The sequence below is a fragment of the Burkholderia aenigmatica genome (assembly GCF_048627025.1).
Taxonomy (GTDB): Bacteria; Pseudomonadota; Gammaproteobacteria; order Burkholderiales; family Burkholderiaceae; genus Burkholderia; species Burkholderia aenigmatica.
In genome coordinates this window covers 3,237,454-3,260,882 of the sequence record NZ_CP184469.1, presented here as the reverse complement: position 1 = coordinate 3,260,882, position 23,429 = coordinate 3,237,454, and the positions used below count along the sequence as shown (strand labels likewise).

Here is a 23,429-nt window from a genome sequence, read left to right as displayed (position 1 = left end):
GCCCGCCTTTTCTTTTATTTTCGACCGGCGCACGCATGACGCTGCGCAATCTGGCAGATTCGTGCGCATCCGGCACGAAAAGCGCCCATCCCGTGCAAGGTCCGCACCGGCTCGAACGAATGTCCAGTTGAACCAATTATTTTTCCGGCGGCCTTGCGCGTCGATGCAAAACGTCGGACGAATCGGATGCGCCCCGCCACACGGCGCTCACCCATCCGGCCCCACCGCCCAGCCCCGTTTTATCAGGGGATTCCCGGTATTTTTTCGCATTTTCTTCGAAATAACGGGTGACATACTTGCCCCCCGTTGCGCTCCGGTACGAGCGCGCTTTTCGATCCTGCCGGCCGCATGTCATGCGCTGAGCGTCCGCCCGGGTCGCACAGAACATGAACGATTTCGACACCACAATCCAGATCTTCCTCACCCACATCACGTTCGGCCCACTGATGAATCACGCGATCCGCGTGATCGCGGGCCTGTACACGTTCAAGGGCTTCGTGCTCATTCCCGTGCTGTGCTGGCTGTGGTTCCAGCCGGGCCCGAACCGCGAGCGGCAGCGCGAGCTGGTCGTCGCGACGATCGCGAGCGGCCTCATCGCGCTCGCGTTCGGCCGGCTGCTCGCACAGGTACTGCCGTTCCGCGTGCGACCGATCTACAACCCCGACCTGCATCTGCATTTCCCGTCGGCAGGATTGCGAGCGGCCACGCTGCAGGCATGGAGTTCGTTTCCGAGCGATCACGCGATGCTGTGGATGGCGATCGCCACCGGCATCTTCATCATTGCGCGCCGCGTCGGCGTGTTCGCGCTGCTGTATGCGGTCGTGTTCATCTGCGTGCCGCGCGCGTATCTCGGCTTTCACTACCCGACCGACCTGATCGCGGGCGCCGCGATCGGCATCGCGATCGCGTGGCTGCTGACGCGCGACCCGATCCGCTCGCGCTTCGCGCCGCAGGTGCTCGCGATGATCCGGCGCTTCCCCGCGCCGGCCTATACGCTCGCGTTCCTGCTGTGCTTCGAGCTGATCACGCAGTTCGACGAACTGCTGACGCTCGCGCAGTCGGCCACCCACACGATGTGACGGGGAGACGCCGCGATGCTGCCGCTGCTTTCGTTCCGCCGCCGCCCCGGCACGCGCTGCCGGCCATGCGCGGCAACCGCGCGCCGCGCGACGGCCGTGCCGATCAGTCGCGATCGGGCGCACCCAGCGGAAAGAACGAGCGATACGGCCGCGCCTCGTCGACCGCGCGCGCGAACGACGGCCGCGCCAGCAGACGCTTGCGGTACGCGATCACGTTCGCGAACGACGGATCGATCCGGTGCGTCCAGTCCGCGTAGAACAGGAACGGCGCCGCGCCGCAGTCGGCGAGGCTGAAGCGGTCGCCGGCCGCCCATTCGCGATCGGCCATCTTCTGGTCCAGCCACGCATACGACGTGTCGAGCATCGCGCGCGCATCGGCGACACCGCGCGCATCGCGCTCGGCTTCCGGCCGCAGCGCGTCGAACACGACTTTCTGCTGCGGCGTCGACACGTAGTTGTCGAAGAAGCGATCCATCATCCGCACCTCGAGCGCCGCGTGCGGATCGTCGGGCAGCAGTCGCACCGGGCCCGGATGGTTCAGGCCGAGATACTCGATGATGATCGAGGCCTCGACCACCGTGCGGCCGGCATCGACGAGCACCGGAAAGCGCTTCAGCGGCCACAGCGCGGTCAGCTCCTGCATCGGCTTCGGATCGTCGTGCGCGAGCACGCGATACGCGAACGGCGTGCCGTTCTCGTACAGCGCGGTCAGCACCTTCTGGCAGTAGGACGAAAAGGGATGGGCGTAAAGCGTCGGCATCATCGGGCGGTCTCTCGGGGGTTTCGGCGCCGCGTGATGCGGCGCCACGTGATCGGATACCTTGACGACGAACGGCACGAGGCCGTTTCGACAGCGATCCAGATTTTTTTGTAGTGCGACTCGGGCCGTTACGACCGGCCATCCATCACGACGCGCCCCTCGGCACGCCAGCGCAGCATCCCGCCGCCGAGATTCGCCACCGTGTCGAAGCCGGCCTTCAGCAGAATGACGGTCGCCTGCGCGGATCGCCCGCCGGCCCGGCACACGGTCACGACCGGCCGGTCATGCGCGATCTCGCCGGCGCGCGCAGCCAGTTCGCCGAGCGGAATCGGCGTCGCGCCGGGCAGGTGGCCGAGCGGACCCGTGAATTCGTCCGGCTCGCGCACGTCGACGACCTGCACCGCCGGCAGATGATCCTCGAGCCATTGCGGATCGATTTCCCAGAACCCGGCGAACGTATAGACGAGCGGCGCCCAGTCGGGCGCCGCCTGCACATCGGGCGCATTCGCGGCAACGCCGCACTGCAGGTTCGCCGGCACCGCGACGTCGATCTGCCGCGGGTGCGCGAGCCCGAGGTTGCGCATGTAGCCCGCGAAATCGTCTTCGCTCAGATCGCCGCCGAGGCGCGGATTGAAACGCCGCTCCTCGCCGACGCTCGTCACCGTGAGCCCGCGATAGTCGTGCGCCGGATACAGCAGGCACGCGGCCGGCAGCGTGAAGAGCCGGCCGTGCACCGCGCGATACAGCGCACGCGGGTCGCCTTGCTGGAAATCGGTGCGACCGGTGCCGCGAATCAGCAGGCAATCGCCGGTGAACGCCATCGATTCGTCGTCGAGTACGAGGCTGATGCAGCCGTTCGTATGGCCAGGTGTTGCGCGCACGGTCAGGTAGCGCGCACCGAACGCGCAGCGGTCGCCGTCGTTCAGATAACGATCGGCGCCTTGCGCGCCGCTCGTGGCCGAGATCGCGATCGTGCTGCCCGTGCGCTGCTTCAGCAGCCACGCGCCCGTCACGTGGTCGGCGTGCACGTGCGTATCGACGGTCGCGACGAGCCGCAGCCCGAGCTCGTCGAGCAGCGCCGCGTCGCGGCGCACCTGCTCGAACACGGGATCGATCAGCAGCGCTTCGCGCGACGCGCGGTCGGCGAGCAGGTACGTGTACGTCGACGATTGCGGGTCGAACAGTTGCCGGAAGATCATCGCGAAGTCGCTCCGTCGCTGGTGGATGCCTGTTTGATGCGTGTTGATGCGTCTTGTCCGGCCCGCGCCGCCGCTGTCGCTGTCGCGCGGGCCGCCCCGTCGTGGTCCCGCACGGCCGGTATCCGGCCGGCCCGGCGCGTCAACTCGGCTGCGCCACGTAGCGCAGGTACGGCTTCAGCGTCCGGAAGCCTTCCGGATACTTCTGCTTCGCCGCATCGTCCGACACCGACGTCGGAATGATGACATCGTCGCCGGGCTTCCAGTTCACCGGCGTCGCCACCGTATGCCTCGCGTTGAGCTGCAGCGCGTCGAGCAGGCGCAGCACCTCGTCGAAATTGCGTCCCGCGCTCATCGGATAGACGAGCATCGCCTTGACCTTCTTGTCCGGCCCGACGATGAACACCGAGCGCACGGTCGCGTTGTCGACCGCCGTGCGCGGGCCGCCGCTCGCGTTCGGATGAATCATGTCGTACAGCTTCGCGACCTTCAGTTCGTCGTCACCGATCAGCGGATAGTTGACCGCATGACCCTGCGTTTCAGCGATGTCCGCGACCCACTTCTGGTGATCGCTGACCGGATCGATCGACAGCCCGATGATCTTCGTGTTGCGCTTGTCGAATTCCGGCTTGAGCCCGGCCATGTAGCCGAGTTCGGTCGTGCACACCGGCGTGAAATCCTTCGGATGGGAAAACAGGATCGCCCAGTGATCGCCGATCCATTCATGAAAGCGGATCGTTCCCTCGGTGGTCTCCGCGGTGAAATCGGGCGCGTCCTCGCCTAGTCGAATCGACATGTTCATCTCCATCAAGTGGGAATCGTCACGACGCCCGCGCCGCGGCTTGCGCGCGACGCGCGATCGTCCGCGCGCGAAGTGCCGGCATGGCACATGCCGGGTTCCGCGCGTTCATATAGCCTAGTTCAAAATGCGCGCGCCACCGGCATGCGGCGTGCGGCATACCGTCATGCCGTGGCCGATTCCGACGACGAATGCCGTGCCGCAGGAGGTTGCGCCACACCCGGCCGCCTGTGCGCGCTGACTTACACTACCGGCTGTTCTCGTCTTACGTTCACAGGAATTCCACCGACATGTCGATGACGATCGATCCGAAGCAGGCCGCCGCGCTGCTGGCCGTCGCCGACACCGGCAGCTTCGAGCAAGCGGCCGTGCGCCTGCACGTGACCGCGTCCGCCGTCACGCAGCGGGTCCGCGCACTGGAGGCGAGCCTCGGCACGCCGCTCGTGCTGCGCACGCGGCCGTGCCGCCCGACGGTGGCCGGGCAACGCGTGCTGCAGCACCTGCGCCGCGTCGCGCTGCTGCAGGCCGACCTGCAAAGCACGCTCGCGACCGAGCGCGAATCGCCGATCTCAGTCACGATCGCGCTCAATTCCGACAGCCTCGGTACGTGGTTTCTGCCGGCGCTGACGTCGGTGCTCGCGGGCGAGCGCATCCTGTTCGAGCTGATCGTCGAAGATCAGGACCATACGTTCGCGCTGCTCGAAAGCGGGATGGCGGTCGGCTGCGTGACGACCGAGCCGAAGCCGATGCGCGGCTGCCTCGCGACGCCGCTCGGCACGATGCGCTACCGGCTGCTCGCGGCCGCCGCGTTCGCGGTGCGCTGGTTTCCGCGCGGGCTGAACCGCACGAGCGCGCGCAAGGCGCCCGTCGTCGCGTATTCGCGGCGCGATACGCTGCAGTCGTCGTTCCTGAAGGAGAAGTTCGGGTTGCTCGAGGGCGCGTATCCGTGCCACTACGTGCCGGGCACTCATTCGCACTTCGCGGCGGTGCGGCACGGGCTCGGCTATGCGATGGTGCCGGAGCCGCTGATCGGCAGTGCGCCGCTCGACACGCAGGGGCTCGTCGATCTCGCGCCCGCGCATCCGACCGACATCACGCTGTACTGGCACGCGTGGACCGTGCAGTCGCCGACGATGGCGTCACTGTCCGAGCGGGTGGTCGAAGCGGCACGCCGGCTGCTCGCGCCGCTGCCTTGACGCGCGTTTGAGCGGCACCGCCGCCGCGATGCGCGATGCGCGGTGTGCGGTGTGCGGCTCGGTACATCTGGCGACGAGAATCCCCGCCGCGCCGCCTATACTTTTTCCATCGGTCTCGCGAACGCGCCGCGCGGCCGATCACGCACATCCGGCCGTTCCCTTTTCCGCAAGGAGAACATCATGTCTCGCCGCTATATCGATTGCCGCGAGTTTCCCAGCGCGATGAATTGCTCGGTCGCGATTTCTGCCGACTCCGACAACGAACTGCTGGAGGCCGCCGTGCAACATGCGGTCCTGGTGCACCAGCACACCGACAGCGCCGAACTGCGCACGCAGCTGCAGGCGCTGTTCCGCGACGGCACACCGCCCGCCGACGCACCCCGGCAAGCCTGAGCCGCCGGCACGCCCGATATCGACAGACGGGTTGCCACGGCGCCCCCGTCGACTCTCCGCCCCCGGCTTCGCGCCATATCGGGCCGGCGTCTCCGCCGGCCGGCGCATTCCCCTTTACGCGCGGCGCTGCGCGAAATACGCACCGACCGCGTCGATAAACGTATCGATATCCGCGCGCGACACGTCGCAGTGCGTGACGAAGCGCGACGCGTACAGCATCTGCGTGAGGATCCCGCGTTCCTTGAGCCATGCCTCGAGCGGCGCGCAATCGGCTTCGGGGAATTGTGCGAACACCATGTTCGTCGCATGCGACAACACCTTCACGGATTCGATGCGCGCAAGACCTTCGGCAAGATGCGCGGCATTCGCGTGATCGTCAGCGAGCCGCTCGACGTTGTGGTCGAGCGCATACAGGCAGGCCGCCGCGAGAATGCCCGACTGCCGCATCCCGCCGCCAAGCACCTTGCGCCAGCGCTGCGCGCGCTCGATCAGCGCACGGTTGCCGACCAGTACCGAGCCGACCGGCGCACCGAGCCCTTTCGAGAAACAGATCGACACGCTGTCGAACGGCGCGCCCAGCTCGGCGATCGAACGGCCCGACGCGACGGCCGCGTTGCATACCCGCGCGCCGTCGAGGTGCAGCGACAACCCGCGGCTGCGCGCGAACGTGGTGGCTTCCTGCACATAGCCTTCCGGCAAGACCTGGCCGCCGATCGTGTTTTCGAGCGCGAGCAGGCGCGTGCGGGCAAAGTGATTGTCGAGCGGCTTGATCGCCGCGGCGATCTTCGCGAGCGGCAGCGTGCCGTCCGGCGCGTTCTCGATCGGCTGCGGCTGGATGCTGCCCAGCACGGCCGCGCCGCCGCCTTCGTACTTGTAGGTGTGCGCGAGCTGGCCGACGATGTATTCGTCGCCGCGTTCGCAATGGGCCATCAGCGCGGCCAGGTTGCTCTGCGTGCCGCTCGGGAAGAACAGGCCGGCTTCCTTGCCGGCCCGCTCGGCCGTCACCGCCTGCAGGCGCAGGACGGTCGGGTCGTCACCCCATACGTCGTCGCCGGTTTCGGCGGCAGTCATCGCGGCCAGCATTGCCTGGCTCGGACGTGTCACGGTATCGCTGCGTAAATCGATCATCGCTGAGTCCTGGGTAAACGCGGACCGGATCCGATGCGCCCGGCCCTGCCGAAACGAGACTCAGAGTGTACGCAATTCACACAGCGCGTGTGTACCGACGGTCGACGCGCACACAGGGCACGGCGCACTTGCACGCCACGCTGCACGGCGACGACGAGGCGGCCGTCAGTAGCGCGGCGGCGGCGGCTGAACGCCCGCCGGCGGCATGGGCGGCGCCGCGCGCGGTGCGCCGCCATATCCGCCACCGCCATACCCGCCGCCCCCGCCGCCGCTCATCCCGCCCGGTACCGGCACGCGGTTGCCGGTCGCGTACATGCATTGCAGGTAGCCGTAGTCGTAGCGGCGCTGGATGTCGTAGGCCGAGCCTTGCGCCGCGCCGGCGCCGACCACGCTGCCCGCGAGCAGCCCGGCGCCCGCGCCGACGGCTGCCCCCGTGCCGCCGTTGAACGCCGCGCCGGCCGCCGCACCCAGCGCGGTGCCGACGGCCGCGCTGCCGACCGCGCTCGCGGTCGACGCCTGGCCCGCGCTCACGCCGCCCGATTGCTCGAACGCGTATTGACGGCAGTTCGCATCGTCGGCGCGGAACTGGTCGAACGACTTGCCGGTGCCGGGCAGCGCCATCACGCTCGGCCCGGTCGGCATGTACGCGCACGCGCCGAGCAGGCCGGTCAGCGCCAGCGCGGCCGGCACGCGCAAAAGTCGAGATACGGATTTCATCGTCGCGCCTCCGTCACTGCGGCCAAGCCGGCACCGATCGCCAGCCCGACTTGCAGGTCTTCACATACGGGTAGTAGTGCCTCGACGCGTCGCAGTAGTACCAGAGGTTCGCGTCGCCATCGTCCTGCGGCTGTCCCTTCTCGACGTACTGAGGCGGCGGCCCCGGATCGACGGGCACCGCGACGACGGGCGGCGGGTAGTAGTAAGGCGCGGGGACGACGGGGTAGTAATACGGATAGCCGGGGCCGATATAGACCCCGACCCGGGCGGCATGCGCCACGCCGCCCGTGGCGATCGCCACGGCGGCCGCCGCGCCCAGCGCGAGCTTCAATCCATTCACGTCACGTTCTCCGGCTGGCGGTTCGTCGATGCGAACCCGACATACCGAACGCTACGCCGCGCGCGATCCGTCATCCATTACGGGCGCCCGCGCCAATGTTGCGCGACGTTACCAATGTGACAGACCCCATCGGCCGCGGCCCGCCGGCACGACCGGGCGCGTTACGCGATAACGCAACGCAACGGTTCGGCCGCGCGAGGGTGCCGCACCGCGCGGTGTCACGCGGCGTTTGCGGGCGCGTCTAACCGTTCCAATGACGCGACGCGCCATATTGACGCACGTGCGTCAGACCGCCACGCCATGGCTGCGCGCGCCGCAAGCAGCCTTCTTGATACGAATCAACGATTTACCCCGGAAATGCGCGCGACGGGCTGGACATCTGCGACGAGTTGGCACATTTCGCGGTGCAACATCGCGGCACATACTCCAGCCAACCCCGACGCCCGTCCGCCGGGGTCCGCCGGCACCCGCCGGCGGGTATCGTCAGCCTCGGTCAACTGGTATGGACACCGCTCTTTCGGCCCTCGATCTGGCCCGCCTGCAATTCGCGTTCACCGTCTCCTTTCACATCGTCTTCCCGGCGCTGAGCATCGGCCTCGCCAGCTTCATCGCCGTGCTCGAATATCGCTGGCTGAAAACCGGCAAGCAGTACTACAAAACCCTCTGTCTGTTCTGGTCGAAGATCTTCGCGGTCGCGTTCGGGATGGGCGTCGTCTCCGGCGTCGTGATGAGCTACCAGTTCGGCACGAACTGGTCGGGCTTCTCGAGCTTCGCCGGCGCCGTCACCGGGCCGCTGCTGATGTACGAGGTCATGACCGCGTTCTTCCTCGAAGCCGGCTTCCTCGGCATCATGCTGTTCGGCTGGAACCGCGTGAGCCCGCGCGCGCACTTCGGCGCGACGCTGATGGTCGCGATCGGCACGCTGATCTCGACGTTCTGGATTCTCGCGTCGAACAGCTGGATGCAGACGCCGCAGGGCTTCGAGATCGTCGACGGCCGCGTCGTGCCGACCGACTGGTTCGCGATCATCTTCAACCCGTCGTTCCCGTACCGCCTGTTCCACATGGCGATCGCCGCGTTCATCGTCGCCGCGCTGGTGGTGGCCGCGACCGGCGCATGGCATCTGCTGAAGGGCCGTCGCGACAAGGGCGTGAAGAAGATGTTCTCGATGGCGCTGTGGCTGCTGCTCGTGCTCGCACCGCTGCAGGCCGTGATCGGCGACCAGCACGGCATCAACACGCTGAAGCATCAGCCGGCGAAGATCGCCGCGATCGAAGGGCTGTGGGAAACCGAGAAGGGCGGCACGCCGCTCAACCTGTTCGGCATCCCCGACATGAAGGCGGAAACGACCCGCTACGCGGTGAAGGTGCCGCACCTCGGCAGCCTGATCCTCACGCACAGCTGGGACGGCGAGATCCGCGGGCTGAAGGAATTCCCGCCGGAAGACCGCCCGAACTCGACCATCGTGTTCTGGAGCTTCCGGATCATGGTCGGCCTCGGCTTCGCGATGATCGGCCTCGCCGCGCTCGCATGGCTCCTGCGCCGCCGCGGCCGCCTGTATGAATCGAAGTGGTTCCAGCGCTTCGCGCTCGTGATGGGCCCGACCGGCTTCGTGTCGCTGCTCGCGGGCTGGGTGACGACCGAAGCGGGCCGCCAGCCGTGGGTCGTGTATGGCGTGATGCGCACTGCGAAGGCCGTGTCGCCGCTGTCGGTGCAGCAGGTCAGCCTGTCGATGATGACGTTCGTGATCGTGTACTTCCTCGTGTTCGGCACCGGCGTGTACTACATGCTGAAGCTGATGAAGGCCGGCCCCGCGCTGCCCGACGTGAAGCACGACGACACCCCCGACACGCGCCCCGACCACACCGCGCGCCGCCCGATGTCGGCCGTCGACGAGCCGCTCGAGACCGTCTGAGCCCCACCCTTTCCGCATACGAGAAAACCTATGGACGTCACCGTAATCTGGGCCGCGATCATCGCATTGGGGCTCTTCATGTACGTCGTGCTCGACGGCTTCGACCTCGGCATCGGCATCGTCTTCCCGTTCTTCCCGGACGAGAAGGAACGCGACCTGATGATGAACACCGTCGCGCCCGTGTGGGACGGCAACGAGACGTGGCTCGTGCTCGGCGGCGCCGGGCTGTTCGCGGTGTTCCCGATCGTCTATTCGACCGTGCTGTCCGCGCTGTACCTGCCGCTGATCTTCATGCTGGTGTGCCTGATCTTCCGCGGCGTGTCGTTCGAGATCCGCGCGAAGGCACGTCGCACGAAGCAGCTGTGGGATCTCGCGTTCATCGGCGGCTCGGCCGGCGCGACGCTGTTCCAGGGGATCGCGCTCGGCGCGTTCCTGCAGGGCATCAACGTGAAGGACGGTGTGTTCGCGGGCGACGCGTTCGACTGGTTGACCCCGTTCAGCCTGCTGACGGGCCTCGGCCTGATCGTGACCTATGCGCTGCTCGGCTGCTGCTGGCTCGTCGCGAAGACGGAAGGCGACCTGCAGCGCCGCCTGCATCGTGTCGTGTGGCCGCTGACGGTCGTGCTGCTCGGCTTCATCGCGGTCATCAGCCTGTGGACGCCGCTGCAGGATCCGGCCATTGCGCAGCGCTGGTTCGATTCGGGGCTGTTCTGGCGCCTGTTGCCGGTGCCGTTCCTGGTCGCCGGGTGCGCGGTGTGGATGCGCCGCGCGGTGCGCGACCGGCATGACATGACCCCGTTCGTGCTCGCACTGGCGCTCGTGCTGCTCGGCTACGTCGGCCTGCTCGTCACGCTGTTCCCGTATGCGATTCCTCAGACGATGACGATCTGGGAAGCTGCGGCGCCGCGTTCCAGCCAGACCTTCACGCTGGTCGGCGCAGCGGTTATCCTCCCGATCATCATCGCCTACACGACGATGGGTTACTGGGTATTCCGAGGCAAGGTGCGCCATGAAGACCAGCATTACTACCACCACTGATTCCGCCGAACGCCAGCCCGCCGCGCCGAAGCCGCGCATGCGCGGCTGGATGTGGTTCATCGTCCTGTGGGCGGGCGGCGTGATCGGCGCCGTCACGCTCGGCTACGCGTTCAAGATCTTCATGAACCTGACGCTGTTTGCGGTGAAGTAGCCCCCTGCGTGGCACGCCGGGGCGAATGCCGGACGCGTTCCGCGCCTCTCGCCGCCGGCGTACCGCACTCGCCACCGGCGCGCCGCCGTGGCGATCGCATGCCGCGGCTTTCACGCACCGGCGCGTCCCCTGCTCACCGCTCGCACTTCGTCGCGCACATCGCCTTGTCCACTTCCGTGAAGAATGCCTGGTAATACTCGGGCTCCATGACGGTCTTGGTCCGCGAATCGCCGGCGCTGTCCCACACCGTGCGATCGAATCGCGCACGCACGATTGCGACGTGCGCGTTTGCGACATGTGCGTCTGCGACGTGCACGTCCCGCCCCGCCCGAACCGTCACGATCGCGGCCACGCGCTCGTGATCGGGCTTGACCGGCAGCATCCCGATGCGGGCCTTCAGCGCACCGCGCAACAGCTGACGCCACTTCGGGATCAGCGTCTCGCTGCGCCCCGCTTCCACCAGCCCCGAATCGCGATCGACCGTCACCGGCGCATAACCCTGCGCGCGCAGCACGCCGGCCACCGCGTCGAGCGCGCGCGCCTGCGTCGCATCCGCGTAGCGGCGGTCGGTCAGCATGCGCAGCGTCTGCCGCTCGGTATCGGTCAGGTCGACTTCGGTCTGGCTCGAGCTGTAGCGCACCAGCGAGCCGCCGTCGCCGATCTGCCGCTCGTTCTCCGGCTTCGTCGCGCATCCGGTCAGCGCCGCGAAGAGTCCGGCACAGGCGAGCGCCAACGCGCCGCGGCTGCGCACGGGCGGCACGGCGGCCGAACGGTGCGTCGCGCGCCGCGCCTCGCGCCGAAGGCGCAGACGGTGGCGAATTCCGGTTGCCCGGGCGTCGGGTGGCGATATGATCGTCATCGGGGCGTTCTCTCCTGTCGGCGCCATGATAGGGAGGCGCCCCGACCGCCACAAACGACATTTTTTGACCCACTGTGTAGCTTTTCTTCGCGATCTCACGATGCGCCGATTGCCGCCCCTGAACGCGCTGCGCAGCTTCGAAGCTGCCGGCCGCCTGCAGAGCCTCACCCTCGCCGCCGACGAGCTGAACGTGACCCAGAGCGCGGTCGCGCAGCAGATCCGCGTGCTCGAATCGTTCTTCGGCCAGAAGCTGTTCGAGCGCGACGGACGCTCGATGCGGCTCACGCCGCGTGCGCGGCATTACCTCGTCGACGTCGCGAGCTGCCTCGGCCGGCTCGCGCAGGCGACGGGGCAGATGTTCGAACCCGGCGGCGGCCAGCCGGTGCGGATCAACGCGTCCGTTTCGTTCGCGCACGGATGGTTGCTTACGCAACTGGCCGCGTTCCAGGCCGAACATCCGGACATCGACGTGCAACTCGTCACGACGCCCGACAACGAGCGCGACCAGTTCGACGAAACCTGCGACATCGTGGTCCGCCGCTATACACCGGAGCTGCGCCGCAAAGGGTTCGTGTCGCGGCCGCTGCTCGCGACCGTCGCGGTACCGGTGTGCGCGCCCGGCCACCCGGTGCTCGACCAGGCGCGCACGCCGGCCGACCTGCGCAACGCGCCGCTGCTGCATTACGCGGGTTTGCCGCAGGCATGGCAATACTGGTTCCACCAGGCGGGCTCGGTCGTCACCGAGACGCTGCGCGGGCCGTTCTATCGCGAGTTCTTCCTGATGACCAAGGCCGCCGCGAGCGGGCTCGGCGTGTGCCTCGCGCCGCGTGCAGTGGTGCGCGACGATCTCGAGCAAGGGCGGCTCGTCGCGCTGTTTCCGGAAGTCCACCTGGAAGCGCCGCCGTTTCATTGCCTGTATCGCGACGACGACGATCCGTCGCTGCGCACGTTCGTCGACTGGCTGTTTGCGCGGGCGGAAGCGCTGGAGGGGACGCCGCCGGGATAGCCAGCGACGGGTAGAAAGCAGAATCCGATGAAGCAGACCGAGGTGGCTGCGCTGCCGACGACTGGACGGATGCGCCGTCACGCCCGGCTATGCGTTCTGTCGCACCACGCCCAGCTTCAATCCCAGCATGCCGAAGATGCGGTTCATCGTCTGCACGGTCCCGTCGCTGCGACCTTGTTCGATATCCTGACTGGTCTTCGTCGACACACCGGCGAGCTTTGCCATTTCGGCGCTCGTGAGTCGCATCGTCTTCTTCAGATGACGCACCGATTCGCGCAACGGCCATTCGGGATGCGCGAGCACTTCCTCGATCGCTTGCCGCCGAAGCGAAAGTTGTTCGGGGAGCGGCAGCGCGTTATAGCGTTTGTCCATGGTGTGGCCTCCGCCTAGCGCACGGCATCCAGTTCGCGAGCCAGCCGTTCGAGCCCAGGCTTCAGAAAAGCATGCACATCGTGCTCCAGCTTGAGATCGGAGACCGTCAATTATTGGAAGAGCCGTCACTTCAGTAGAAATCTATACAAATTGCATCCACTATCAACCGCAAATTATGTAGATTTCTACCGAAACATGAACCCTTGCCGTTACATCCGGCAGATTGAAAGGGCTCGACTCCCCCTTCTGTGATCTATCGCCGCTCGCGCAGCGCCGCCTCGATCTTCCGATCGGTTTTGTACTGGCTCAGCGCATACACCGACCAGATCGCGGCCGGCAGCCAGCCGATGATCGTGATTTGCAGGATCAGGCAGATGATCCCGGCGATCGGGCGGCCGATCGTGAAGAACTGGAACCACGGCAGCAGCAGGGCAAGCAGAAGGCGCATGAACAAACCTCTCGGTGCGTCGTTGAACGGGTGATGCGTGGCGAATATGCCGGTGCCTGCTCCAGAATTCAAGCCGTCCGCCGCGATGCGTGCCTGCTACACTCGCGCGTCGTCGAACGAAGCACGACCAGAACAACAACGGAGAGAGAGGGCAATGAACACCCCATCGTCACACTGCGGCGGCAAGCGGCCCGCCATCGCGCCCCCGAAGCACACCTGGCGCCGCTGCACGGCGGTCGCGCTCGCCGCCTTCATCGCCGTCGGCGTCGCGCACGCCGGGACGAAGCCGACAACGCGCTACGCGATCAACCTGACCCGCGACAGCGGCAGCGAAATACCGCTGGCCAACGAACCCTACAGCTGGACCACGCACGACGGCAAGGTGCTGGCCGAGGGCGTGACCGACGACAAGGGACGTGCCGCCGTCGCACGGCAGGCAGGCGAGGCGCACTATGTGCTGGAGACCGTCAACACCCGCTGGATCTATACCGTCGACAACGCTTGCTGGACGCACCGCGACGATGCCTTTGCCCGCTGCGCGAAGCTGACCGACGCCGTCAACCTGGTCGCGCAGCGCATGGCTGACAACGCGCGCAACGACCAGGCCGCCGCCAAGCGCGACGATGCCATGCTCGCCCGTTACCGCGCGGCTGCGGCTGCCAATGACGACGAACTCGTGTGGCTGGGCCCGCTGCCGGCCGAATGGTCGAGGGACGACGTCCAGAAACAGCTCGACGACGTGTACGGCAAGATCAAGCATGAGCTCGACCATCTCGGCAATGCCGACATCGACGTGTCCCGCTTCGTGTGCCGGTCGCCCGACCAGATCGGCCCGTCACCGGACCAGCAGGCCGTGATCGACTACCTGAGCAGCCTGCGCAAACCGGGTTCGACGACGCCCGCGCAGTGGACGGCGCTCGTCGAAGCCGCGCGCAAGGGCAACTGGCTCGCGCGGCTGCAGATCTTCGTCGCGCTCGGCTCGCGCCCGAAAGACGATCTCGTATCGGTCTACCGGCGTATCCAGCTGATGGCGTGGTTGCAGGCGAACCACGTCGGCGCGCTGTACACCTACTACCTGGGCGAACTCGCCGCAACCGGCTATTTCGAAGGGCCCGGCCCCGATGCCACGTCGCCGATTCCGTTGTATGCGGCGATGCGCGGCAGCTACGCGGCGATGAAGCGCGCGGGCGATGCGCTCATGGCTGAGGACGAACCGGAAGCGCAGGCGATCGGCAAGCGCATGCACGATTGCGCGGTGCAAATGATGCCGGTGCTGTTCGCGAAGTAGGCGCGCACCGCCCCTCACGCAGCGCGCAACCGGCCCGCCGCACGGCCGGCGGCGGGCAGTCCTGCGGCGTCGCGTCGCTCAGCGACCGATGCCGAGCCCCGGCAGCACGCCGGTATTCTCGGCCACCACCGCATGCAGCAGGCGCGGGTTCGCGCCGAGCAGCCCGAGGATCGTCGGCGCGACCTGCTTCGTGCCGACCGTGTCGGTCACCGTGCGTGCGCGATGCAGGCCCGGATACGACACGAGCAGGCCGAGGTGGCTGTCGTCCGGCGCGTTGCCGCCGTGCTCCTCGTCCTTCTTCGTGCTCGACGTGTAGATCACGCCCGGATTCGGCTGGACGATGATGTCCGGCGTGCGGCCGTTGGCCGGATCGCCGAAGCGGTCGGCGAGCGCCGCGCCGTACAGGATGTAGGCCTGCGAGCCATCCGCGCAGATCCCCGGCGCGTTGCAGCTCAGGTTCGCCTTCAGCGTCTGCACCACGGCCGTGCGCTGGTTGCGGTCGCGCAGCCAGATCAGGCCGACGTCGTCGGTCTGCACGAAGCCCGTGTCGACCAGGCCCGAACCGTCGTTCAGGTTGCCCGTCGTCGTGTTGTTCTGGCCGAAGTTGCCGTTCGGGTCGAGGTAGTTGTTCGTTTCGAGCAGCTTCGTCAGCGTGTCGCCGTTCTTCACGAGCTTCGTGCGGTCGGTCGGCGACTGGCCATGCTTCGACGTGACGATCACGGCCGTCGACGAATACAGGTTCGCCTGCTTCAGCGCCGCGACGACATGGCCGATCGAGTTGTCGACGTACGTGATCGCGTTCGCGACCTGCCCGTTCGGCGTGAAGTTCGCATCCATGTAGCCGCCGCCCTTCGTCACCACCGCCTTCTGCGCGACGCTCAGCGTCTGGAAGTCGGCGCCGAACAGCGTCGGCACCGGCGCGCTCTTCGTGCCGGTGGAATCGCGACCGTTGATCTGGTTGATCAGCGCCTGTACGTGCAGGTTGTCGAATTGCGCGGTGTGCGAATAGACGTCCGTGTAGTCCGTCTTCGTCGTCGGGTCGATCGAGTTGATCTCGGTGCGCATCAGATCGTCGACGCCGGTGCCCGACGGCCCGTTCAGCCAGTCGTAGCCCCATGCGTGCTTGTCGGCCCACGCGGTGGTGGCGTTCGGGATGCCGGCCTTCACGGCCTCGAACACCGTGTTGGTCTTCACGTAGTTGTGCGGATAGACCGGCACGCACTTGCCGTTGACCTTCGCGTTCGGGATCGCCTGCGGGTTGAACGCGCCGCCGCCGTTCAGGTGGACGAGCGCGCCGCCGTTCTGGGCATCGATGCCGGTCGTCTCGTCGAACACGACGTTCCAGCCCTGCTTGCCCGAGCAGCTCGTGTCGCCCGGCGCGTACAGGTTGCGGTCGTACGACACGTCGTAGAACAGGCCGGCCGTCTTCGGCGAGCCGCCCGTCACGAGCGCGGCGAGGCCCGGGAACGAATCCGACAGGCCCGGCGTATAGGCATTCGTGTACGTCACGCCGTGCTGCGCGAGCACCGCGATGTTCGGGCACGTGTTCGCGCCGATGCAGCGCGCGAGATCCTGCTCGTGCAGGCCGTCGACGCTGATCAGCAGCACGTGCTTCACGACGCGGCTCGCGTGGCCGCGGTCCTCGCCCTGACTATCGCCGTCCTGCTGCGCCGCGTGCGCACCCGCACCTGCGAGCGCCAGCGCGCCCGCCACCATCGCCACCAACTTCCGCTGCTTACCAAGGAAAGACATGATCACCCCACCTCATCGATTGACGTTGAACTGCGTGACTTGCCAACAAGCGCGCAAAATATCGCTGCGCCGTGGGGCGCTCGCATGAAGCGAGGCTTACTGTTTTCTATCAAACGTAACCAATCGCAAGCGACACGAAGCGGTCGCAAAGGAAGGTGACCCAGCGCACATTTCGACGCGCGCTTTCATCCGCCGGCACCGCGCCGGTGCATCGGTCAAACCGCCCGCGGCGTTACCCGCCGCGCGATTTTTTTTCCGGCTTGGCGCATGACTATTGGCGTGTGATAAAGGGTTTTCCCTGACCCGGAGCACGAGTATGTCGACCCTGGAAGCTCTCCGGTTCGTGCTGGACGATGCACGCACCCCCGAAATCATTCGCCACCACGTCGTCGACGCGTTGCAGTACGCGTTGCGCAACTACGGACAGGTGTTCACCGCGAAGGAAGTCGAATGGCTGGCGCAGTGGGACGACGCGCGTCTGCCGCTGGCCGCGAAGAAGGAATTGGGCAAGCGCGAAGAACCGGCGATCGCCGCGCGCTGAAGGAAGCACGCCGCCGCGCCCGAACGGATGAACGGACGCAGCGGCGGCGGATGGCCGGCTTACTGCAGGCCGAAGTCGACGCGGGTCGTCGCGCCCTTGTCCTCGATGCCCTTCGCGTCGAGCTTCGGCGCGACGACGAACACGCGGCTCGAATCGATCTTGCCGTCGAGGTACTGGCGCACGGCCTGCGCGCGCTGCTGCGCGAGCGCACGCAGCGCGTTGTCGTCGGCCGGCGCGTGCTCGGCGAGCGCCTTCTTCATGTCGGCGTCGGGTAGCGTCTTCTGCAGGCCGATCAGGTTGCGCGGCTTCTTGAAGTCGGCGGCCTTGTACGCGCGCGTCAGGTACTTGCTGTACTCGGCCGGCTCGACCTTCACCGACATCGGGTCGATGCTCTCGCCCTGCCCGACCACGTCCTTCAGCTTCTGCTGGCGCACCAGCCGGTCGACGTACGCGTCGCCGAGCCCCGACGTGTCCTTCGCCGGATCGACGCGGCCGATCAGGTCGAGGCGGATCGACGGCTTCTCGGTCAGCATCTTCACGACGGTGTCGAGCTTCTTCTGCTGCGCATCGTCGAGCTGGTACGAGCCCGGCGCGAATTCGACATAGCCGAGATCCTCGCCGCCGCTACCGAACGCATGCGCGAGCAGCGAGAACGGCGACGTGACGGCCTTCGCGATCAGGTTCAGCACCGCGCGCCAGATCAGCCCGCCGACGCTGAACTCCGGATTCGACAGCGATCCGGACACCGGCAGGTTCACGTCGATCTGGCCGCGCGTGTTCTTCAGCAGCGAGATCGCGAGCTTCACCGGCAGCTTGGTCGCCGTGTCGTTCTCCACATGGTCGCCGAACGTGAGCTGGTCGATGAAGATGTGGTTGTTCGCCTTCAACTGGTCGTTCTCGAGCGCGTAATGCAGGTCGACGTTGAGCTTGCCCTTCGTGATCGGGTAGCCGGCGTACTTCGCCGAGTACGGCGTCAGGTTGGTCAGCTCGATGTCGTGCGCGGTCGCGGTGAGGTCGAGCGCCGGCTTCTCGATCAGCGGGTTCACCGAACCCTTGATCGAGATCGGCCCGTTGCCCGCGAGGTTCGCGGCCACGTCGACCGGCGCGGACGTCGTCGAATCCGTGCCGAACGCGCCGACCGTGCCCTTGATCGCGACGAGGTTCGCCGTGTAGTTCGGCTTGATGAAGTTGTCGGTGTAGGTGACACGGCCGCTCTGCAGCAGCAACTCGCCGAAATGCATCCGCACCGGGTTCTGCGGCGGCGTCGCCGCCTTCACGACCACCGTCGCGGATGCGGCGGCCGGCGCCGACGCCTGCTGCGCGGCCGCAGCCGATGCTGCCTGGGCGGCGGCCGGCGGCGTCATGCCCGGCGACAGCGGCACCGGTTCGCTCTTGCTCGCATCGCGCGTGAGCGACTGCGCGGGGCCCGACTCCTTCGCGACGACGTCCTTCAGGTTCAGCCGCCCCTGCGCATCGAGCAGCACGCGGCCGTAGAAGTTCGAGAACGTCACGCGCGACGCATCGACGTCGGTGCCCTTCTCGTCGTAGTTCGCCTTCAGGTTCGTCAGCGCGAGGGAGCGCCAGCCCGCGAACGGGTCGGAGGTCGCCTTGTCGAGCATCCGCACGTCGACCAGCGCGACGTCGCCGCGGTAGGTCGCGCGCGGCGTGTCCTTCACCTGCGCAAATGTCAGGTTGCCCTGCGCGTTGAGCAGCGCGCTAGCGATCGTCGCGTTCAGCGCACTGCCGAAGTACGGCTCGAACGCGGCTGCATCGAGGCGGTTGCCGTTGATCTTCAGGCCGAGTTTCAGCGGCTGCGCGGTCACGTCGCCCGTCACGTTCAGCGAGCCCTTGCGGTTCAGCGTCGCCTTCAACTGCACGGGCAGCGGCTTGGTCATGTCGTCGCTGATCTTCTGCACCGACAGGTCCAGCGGCTTGATCGCGAGCTTCACCGGGCGCGGCGTCGACAAGTCGGTGAAGTTCGCGGACGAATCCTTCACGTTCAGCGCGTCGATCCGGTAATGCCACGACGGCGCGGCGGCCTCGGCCTTGCGCGCGACCGTGCGCTTCGGCACCGACGCCTGCGCGGGTTCGGCCAGCGCCGCGAGGTCGATCTTGCCGTCCTTCAGGCGCTGCACGTCGAGCGCGAGCCCGCTGGCGTCGACGCTCGCGATCTCCGCGGTGCGCGCGGCCACGTCGACCTTCGCGATCTTCGCGCTCGCGTCGGGCAGCACGATCGCCGGCGCCTTCGCGTCGGGCGTCGCGATCTTCAGCGACTTCAGGCTGATCGTGCTGTCGGCGACCTGCGCGGCGAGCGGCGTCTTGCCCCAGTCGGCCTTCGCGTTGACGGTCGCGCCGAGCGTGCCGTCGAGCACGCGCGCACGCGTCGCTTCGCCCAGGTACGGCTGCAACGCCGGCAGCGCGAGCGCGGCGACCGTCAGCTTGCTCTCGGCCTGCTTCTCCGCGAGATTGAAGGTGCCTTCGGCCGTCACGTCGCCGCCGCGCGACAGCGACGTCGACAGCGTGTATTTCGCGGGCGTCTTGCCCTGCATCGAGAAGCCGTCGAGCGTCGCGGCGAGCTTCGTGAGCGACAGCGCGGTCGGCGTCGCCGGCACGCGGTCGTCGACGTTGACCGTGCCGCCGTCGATCGCGAAGTGACGGATCGTCAGGTCGAGCGGCGGCGCCTCCTTCGCGCCGGCTTCGGCCTTCACGCCGCTGGCGGCGGCAACGGCCGCGGCGGAAGCGGCCGCGACGCCCGACGCCGCCGGCTTGCCCTCGGCGGCCTTCGATGCGGCGGCCGGCTGTGCGGCGAGCTTCTCGACGTTCAATACGCCCTGCTTGTCGCGCGACAGGTCGACCACCGGCTGGTCGATCCGGATCTCGTCGAAGTGCATCGCGTTGCGCAGCGGCTCGAGGCTGGCCGCCGCGACGTGCACGCTACGCGCGGCGAACAGCGGCGCGGATGCGTGATCGGTCACCTTCGCGTCGTTCAGGTCGACGGTGCCCGATACGCGCAGCGCGGGCGTCTCGCCGCTCATCACGAAATTGACCTTGAGGTCGCTGCTCAGCAGGCCGCTCGTCACGGCCACCGGCAGCTTCGCCGGCACGTACGAGATCAGCTTCGGCACGTCGAGGCCGTCGAATTTCAGCGCGATCTCCGATTCGCGCGACTGCGCGAACGGCTTGGTCTTGCCGTCGATCGCGATCGGGCTGCCGTCGAAGCGTGCGCGCAGCTTCGGTTCGACGAAGATGTCGGTCTTCGATGCCAGCGTCGCGATATACGGAATGCCGAGCGTCCAGTTGTCGACGACGTGCTTTTCGTTCAGCAAGCGGTCGTCGAAATCGATCCGGCCGTTGTTGACCTGGATGTTCGACACCGAGAACTGCGTCGGCTTGCTTTCGGGTTTCGGCGACGGCGTCGAGAACTTCTCGATCAGGTCGGTGAAGTTGAAGCGCTGCGCGTCATAGCGGACGATATGGAAGCGCGGCGAATCGAGACGGACTTCATTGACGATCGGCGCGCCGCGGAACAGCGACGACCACGACGGCCGCACGACGAGCTTCGCGATGTCGATGAAGTCGCCCTGCCCGCCTTTGTCGCCGAGATGAATACCGTCGGCTTCGAGGTTCAGCGTGTACGGGTTCAGCGCGATGCGCTGGATCGTGGCGGGCCGGTCGAGCTGCTTGCTCAACTGCTGTTCGGCGATATGGCGGATCAGCGGCGGCGCTGCGAAGAACCCGAGCAGTCCGAATAAAACGATGAAGATCAGCAGGCCGATGCCGATGCGCCGGGTCCGGCGCGAGCGTGCAACGCCACCGAGGGCATGGAGGGTCGAGGATACGGTTTCTTTGTCTGCGCTTGCCATGCTTGAATGCCTCGGGATGGAATGCCGGGCCGCACCGGACAACCGGGCGGCCGCGCACGCTATCCCGAAAGTATAGGCTCAGGAGGTGACGGTACGGGGTTCGGGCGCCGTCGCGCCCGCCGGTCGGACAACGCCGCCGGTCATCCGTTCATTTCCGGACGATCACGGGCGGCATCCACGACCCGTCGCTCGCCTGCGGCTTCGGGGCGTACAGGCGCAATGCGAGTGCGAAATCGGCGCGCGGCGCCGGCAGCCAGTTGGCCGCGTGCGTGCCGCCCGGCGACGCCGACACGACGATGTCGATCGAGCCGTCGTGGTTGCGGCGCAGCCGGTCGCGATCGCCGAGCGAGCGGCGCGCCGATCCGACGTCGGGCAGCGCGCCGTTCGTCGAATAGGGCGTGAGCGTCCAGAACGCGCGCACCGGCGGCAGCGCGCCCGGCGCGAAATGCAGCATGTAGCGGTTCGCACCGTTCAGCGGATGGCCATCGCTGTCGACGCGGACGACCGCGAGCGTTTCGTCGTCGCGCGTCGCGGTGCCGAATTGCGTGTAGGCCGCGTACGCGCGCAGCGTGTAATCCTGGCCGTACTTGCCGGCCGTATCGCCGATCCAGCTCCAGCCGTTCGCGTTCAGCAGGTTCGACGGCGGCGTCGCCAGCCGCGCGCGCGCCTCGGCCACGCCGGCCGTCGCGGCCGCCAGGCGGTCGCCCGTCCACAGTACCGGGTAGCCGGGCGACACGCCGATGTCGCCGAGCAACGCCTGCGCGTGCGCGTCGTCGGCCGGTGCCGGGTTGTCCTGCAGCGCCTGCGCGAAGCGCGTGAAGAACGCCTTCGGGTCGAGCGCGGCCACCTGCTCGGCCGGCGTGCCGCCGCCCACCGCTTCGGACGGCGCGCTGCCCGCATGGACCGCGACCGACGCGCCGCGCGCGGCGCCCGTGTAGACCGACAGCGGCACCACGCGGATCGCGCGCTGCAGTTTCTTCACGTTCGTCAGGTCGCGCCCGCCGCTCGTCTGCAGCCGGACTTCGAGCCACGCGTTGGCCGACGGGACGTCGATCCGGACCGCGCCCTTCGGCAGCGTGCCCTGCCAGTCCTTTGCGGCGAAGGCAATCGTTTGCGATCGCGCGCCGCCGCGGACACCGCGTGCCGCCACGCTCGGCCCCGACCACAGCACGTTGGTCCACATGTCGAGCGCACGCGCGTCCCAGTAGCGGCCGCGCGTGTCGGGCAGCGTGACGATCACGGGTTCGGCGGCGACGTCGAGCCAGCCGGTCGAGTCGAGCGTGTCGACGCCCGGCAGCGGCGGATTGACCGCGCCGACGGGCGGCAGCGCCTGCGCGTGGCGCAGCGTGTTGAGGGGCGCCTGCCCCGGTTGCGCGCCGTCGCCGCCCGTCGCCGCTTCCTTCGCGACGTCCATCAGCACGAGCGGATACGCATAAACATAGGAGTCGGCGACTTCCGCGCGCATCCAGCCGGTTTTCCGCTGGATCGCATCCGGTTGCGACGCGCACCCCGCCAGCAGCGCCGCCATGGCCAGCGGCACGCACGCGCGCCGCAGAGCCACGGATTCTCGTAGGTTTTCAATCATCGATTCTGGCCGAATATTCTTTCTTTTCAGTCAACGCCCGGTTCGGCTCGAAAACGGCGAACCCGGGCACCTCAGCCCGCCCGGATGGCCGTTTCGTCACGTTTCGCTACGGTGGGCGCTGATGTCAGCGCCGGTATCATAGCGCCTAAGGGCATCCCCCAATATGCCGAATAACAGGCGGGGCCTAGCTGCGGCATGGGGACGCCGCCGATATTTCGTCCGAGCTGCCCAATCAATCGGGGCGAGATCGCATCGGTTTCGGCCTGTGCGGGCTCGATCCGAACGCGAATCGAACCGCCGCCCGGATTGAAAAATGGTGTCATTATTGACACCATTCGGTATGGCACGCGATTGGAAGATCCTCGAGCAAATGAGATGCGAGCCCGCGAATGTGCGATTCAACGATCTGTTCAAGGTCTGCGAGGCGCACTTCGGACCGGCCCGCCAATCCGGTTCCAGCCATGCCATTTTCAAGACACCGTGGCAAGGCGACCCCCGAGTGAATATCCAGAACGATCAAGGGAAAGCAAAGGCTGATCAGGTGCGGCAGGTTCTCGACGCGATCGATCGGCTGAAGGAACAGAAATCATGAACCAAGACCACTTTACGTACCGCGTGACGTGGTCCCCGGAGGACGGGGAGCACGTCGGCCTGTGTGCGGAGTTCCCATCTCTTTCGTGGCTCGACGGAACACCGGAAGGCGCGCTGGCCGGCATTCGCCGGCTCGTCGCCGAGGTCGTGCGCGACCTGACCGCGAACGGAGAGAAAGTGCCCGAGCCGATCGCCGACCGAACCTACAGCGGCGAATTCAAGGTTCGCATCCCGCCGCAGGCGCACCGCGCGCTGGTGATCCAGGCCGCCGAACAAGGCGTCAGCCTGAATCGTCTCGCGAGCGCCAAGCTCTGCGCCTGACCGCGCCATCGCGCTCGCCAGTATGAGTTGCCCGGCTTTCCGTCTGGAGGCCGGGCATCTGACTTTTCGGGACCGTGGCACCCTGTGTGCA

At 67.2% G+C, this 23,429-nt stretch carries 23 protein-coding genes; 11 read left to right on the top strand and 12 right to left on the bottom strand.

What is annotated here, in order from left to right; translation table 11 throughout:
* The first annotated feature begins 386 nt into the window (after positions 1–386).
* Positions 387–1,079 (top strand): phosphatase PAP2 family protein, encoded by a 693-nt coding sequence (locus tag ACN8ZM_RS31720; RefSeq protein WP_301768323.1) that lies wholly within the window; start codon positions 387–389, stop codon positions 1,077–1,079.
* 103 nt (positions 1,080–1,182) lie between these two features.
* Here the strand turns inward: ACN8ZM_RS31720 and ACN8ZM_RS31715 are convergent, their stop codons facing one another.
* From ACN8ZM_RS31715 to ACN8ZM_RS31705, 3 genes are all read right to left on the bottom strand, one after another.
* On the bottom strand, positions 1,183–1,842 hold the full coding sequence (locus ACN8ZM_RS31715; protein WP_175025014.1) for a glutathione S-transferase family protein: 660 nt from the start codon (positions 1,840–1,842) through the stop codon (positions 1,183–1,185).
* A gap of 125 nt (positions 1,843–1,967) precedes the next feature.
* On the bottom strand, positions 1,968–3,038 hold the full coding sequence (locus ACN8ZM_RS31710) for a rhodanese-like domain-containing protein (protein ID WP_420211756.1): 1,071 nt from the start codon (positions 3,036–3,038) through the stop codon (positions 1,968–1,970).
* A gap of 139 nt (positions 3,039–3,177) precedes the next feature.
* Complete coding sequence (locus ACN8ZM_RS31705) at positions 3,178–3,831, bottom strand: peroxiredoxin (protein WP_420211755.1); 654 nt, start codon at positions 3,829–3,831, stop codon at positions 3,178–3,180.
* Positions 3,832–4,124: 293 nt separating this feature from the next.
* Here ACN8ZM_RS31705 and ACN8ZM_RS31700 point away from each other — a divergent pair, with 293 nt between their 5' ends.
* Both ACN8ZM_RS31700 and ACN8ZM_RS31695 read left to right on the top strand, forming a co-directional pair.
* A complete protein-coding gene (locus ACN8ZM_RS31700; protein ID WP_043181098.1) occupies positions 4,125–5,030 on the top strand; it encodes an HTH-type transcriptional regulator ArgP in 906 nt (301 codons plus the stop codon).
* 180 nt (positions 5,031–5,210) lie between these two features.
* Positions 5,211–5,423: a DUF1059 domain-containing protein gene (locus tag ACN8ZM_RS31695; protein WP_011353793.1), complete on the top strand. Its 213-nt coding sequence runs from the start codon at positions 5,211–5,213 to the stop codon at positions 5,421–5,423.
* A 114-nt stretch (positions 5,424–5,537) separates the two neighbouring features.
* Here the strand turns inward: ACN8ZM_RS31695 and ltaE are convergent, their stop codons facing one another.
* The 3 genes from ltaE to ACN8ZM_RS31680 all read right to left on the bottom strand — a co-directional run bounded on the left by ltaE (position 5,538) and on the right by ACN8ZM_RS31680 (position 7,608).
* A complete protein-coding gene (gene ltaE, locus ACN8ZM_RS31690) occupies positions 5,538–6,551 on the bottom strand; it encodes a low-specificity L-threonine aldolase (protein ID WP_043181100.1) in 1,014 nt (337 codons plus the stop codon).
* Between the two features lie 165 nt (positions 6,552–6,716).
* The gene (locus tag ACN8ZM_RS31685) at positions 6,717–7,268 is read right to left on the bottom strand and encodes a hypothetical protein (protein WP_420211754.1); all 552 of its coding nucleotides are present in this window, start codon (positions 7,266–7,268) and stop codon (positions 6,717–6,719) included.
* Between the two features lie 13 nt (positions 7,269–7,281).
* Positions 7,282–7,608, bottom strand: a complete 327-nt coding sequence (locus ACN8ZM_RS31680; RefSeq protein WP_420211753.1) for a hypothetical protein — start codon at positions 7,606–7,608, stop codon at positions 7,282–7,284.
* Positions 7,609–8,110: 502 nt separating this feature from the next.
* Between ACN8ZM_RS31680 and ACN8ZM_RS31675 the strand changes: the two genes are divergently transcribed.
* Genes ACN8ZM_RS31675 through ACN8ZM_RS31665 form a run of 3 tightly spaced genes read left to right on the top strand, consistent with a single transcriptional unit; the run spans position 8,111 to position 10,712 of the window.
* Positions 8,111–9,523 carry a cytochrome ubiquinol oxidase subunit I gene (locus ACN8ZM_RS31675; RefSeq protein WP_043181105.1) on the top strand — a complete coding sequence of 471 codons (1,413 nt, stop codon included), beginning with the start codon at positions 8,111–8,113 and terminating at the stop codon, positions 9,521–9,523.
* A gap of 30 nt (positions 9,524–9,553) precedes the next feature.
* Entirely contained in the window at positions 9,554–10,561 is a 1,008-nt protein-coding gene (cydB, locus tag ACN8ZM_RS31670; protein ID WP_089451661.1) for a cytochrome d ubiquinol oxidase subunit II, read from the top strand.
* Positions 10,533–10,712 (top strand): hypothetical protein, encoded by a 180-nt coding sequence (locus ACN8ZM_RS31665; protein ID WP_043181109.1) that lies wholly within the window; start codon positions 10,533–10,535, stop codon positions 10,710–10,712. The genes cydB and ACN8ZM_RS31665 overlap by 29 nt, the downstream gene beginning before the upstream one ends.
* A gap of 133 nt (positions 10,713–10,845) precedes the next feature.
* Here ACN8ZM_RS31665 and ACN8ZM_RS31660 read toward each other — a convergent pair whose 3' ends face one another.
* Complete coding sequence (locus ACN8ZM_RS31660; protein ID WP_301768318.1) at positions 10,846–11,571, bottom strand: hypothetical protein; 726 nt, start codon at positions 11,569–11,571, stop codon at positions 10,846–10,848.
* A gap of 100 nt (positions 11,572–11,671) precedes the next feature.
* On the opposite strand from ACN8ZM_RS31660, the gene ACN8ZM_RS31655 reads away from it, so the two are divergent.
* The gene (locus tag ACN8ZM_RS31655) at positions 11,672–12,577 is read left to right on the top strand and encodes a LysR substrate-binding domain-containing protein (protein WP_420211752.1); all 906 of its coding nucleotides are present in this window, start codon (positions 11,672–11,674) and stop codon (positions 12,575–12,577) included.
* 87 nt (positions 12,578–12,664) lie between these two features.
* On the opposite strand, the gene ACN8ZM_RS31650 is transcribed toward ACN8ZM_RS31655, so the two are convergent.
* Both ACN8ZM_RS31650 and ACN8ZM_RS31645 read right to left on the bottom strand, forming a co-directional pair.
* A complete protein-coding gene (locus ACN8ZM_RS31650; protein ID WP_420211751.1) occupies positions 12,665–12,949 on the bottom strand; it encodes a helix-turn-helix domain-containing protein in 285 nt (94 codons plus the stop codon).
* Between the two features lie 253 nt (positions 12,950–13,202).
* On the bottom strand, positions 13,203–13,397 hold the full coding sequence (locus ACN8ZM_RS31645) for a YqaE/Pmp3 family membrane protein (protein WP_006397338.1): 195 nt from the start codon (positions 13,395–13,397) through the stop codon (positions 13,203–13,205).
* A 154-nt stretch (positions 13,398–13,551) separates the two neighbouring features.
* On the opposite strand from ACN8ZM_RS31645, the gene ACN8ZM_RS31640 reads away from it, so the two are divergent.
* The gene (locus ACN8ZM_RS31640; protein WP_420211750.1) at positions 13,552–14,685 is read left to right on the top strand and encodes a hypothetical protein; all 1,134 of its coding nucleotides are present in this window, start codon (positions 13,552–13,554) and stop codon (positions 14,683–14,685) included.
* 78 nt (positions 14,686–14,763) lie between these two features.
* Here the strand turns inward: ACN8ZM_RS31640 and ACN8ZM_RS31635 are convergent, their stop codons facing one another.
* Entirely contained in the window at positions 14,764–16,437 is a 1,674-nt protein-coding gene (locus ACN8ZM_RS31635; protein ID WP_241017948.1) for an alkaline phosphatase family protein, read from the bottom strand.
* Positions 16,438–16,753: 316 nt separating this feature from the next.
* On the opposite strand from ACN8ZM_RS31635, the gene ACN8ZM_RS31630 reads away from it, so the two are divergent.
* On the top strand, positions 16,754–16,978 hold the full coding sequence (locus ACN8ZM_RS31630; RefSeq protein ID WP_027790361.1) for a hypothetical protein: 225 nt from the start codon (positions 16,754–16,756) through the stop codon (positions 16,976–16,978).
* A gap of 59 nt (positions 16,979–17,037) precedes the next feature.
* Here the strand turns inward: ACN8ZM_RS31630 and ACN8ZM_RS31625 are convergent, their stop codons facing one another.
* Positions 17,038–20,841 (bottom strand): DUF748 domain-containing protein, encoded by a 3,804-nt coding sequence (locus ACN8ZM_RS31625; RefSeq protein WP_420211749.1) that lies wholly within the window; start codon positions 20,839–20,841, stop codon positions 17,038–17,040.
* Between the two features lie 148 nt (positions 20,842–20,989).
* Positions 20,990–22,426 carry a DUF1254 domain-containing protein gene (locus ACN8ZM_RS31620; protein WP_420211748.1) on the bottom strand — a complete coding sequence of 479 codons (1,437 nt, stop codon included), beginning with the start codon at positions 22,424–22,426 and terminating at the stop codon, positions 20,990–20,992.
* A gap of 313 nt (positions 22,427–22,739) precedes the next feature.
* On the opposite strand from ACN8ZM_RS31620, the gene ACN8ZM_RS31615 reads away from it, so the two are divergent.
* The gene (locus ACN8ZM_RS31615; RefSeq protein ID WP_420211747.1) at positions 22,740–23,018 is read left to right on the top strand and encodes a toxin HicA; all 279 of its coding nucleotides are present in this window, start codon (positions 22,740–22,742) and stop codon (positions 23,016–23,018) included.
* Positions 23,015–23,338, top strand: a complete 324-nt coding sequence (locus ACN8ZM_RS31610; protein WP_175025031.1) for a type II toxin-antitoxin system HicB family antitoxin — start codon at positions 23,015–23,017, stop codon at positions 23,336–23,338. Before ACN8ZM_RS31615 ends, ACN8ZM_RS31610 begins: the two co-directional genes overlap by 4 nt.
* Positions 23,339–23,429 lie beyond the last annotated feature (91 nt).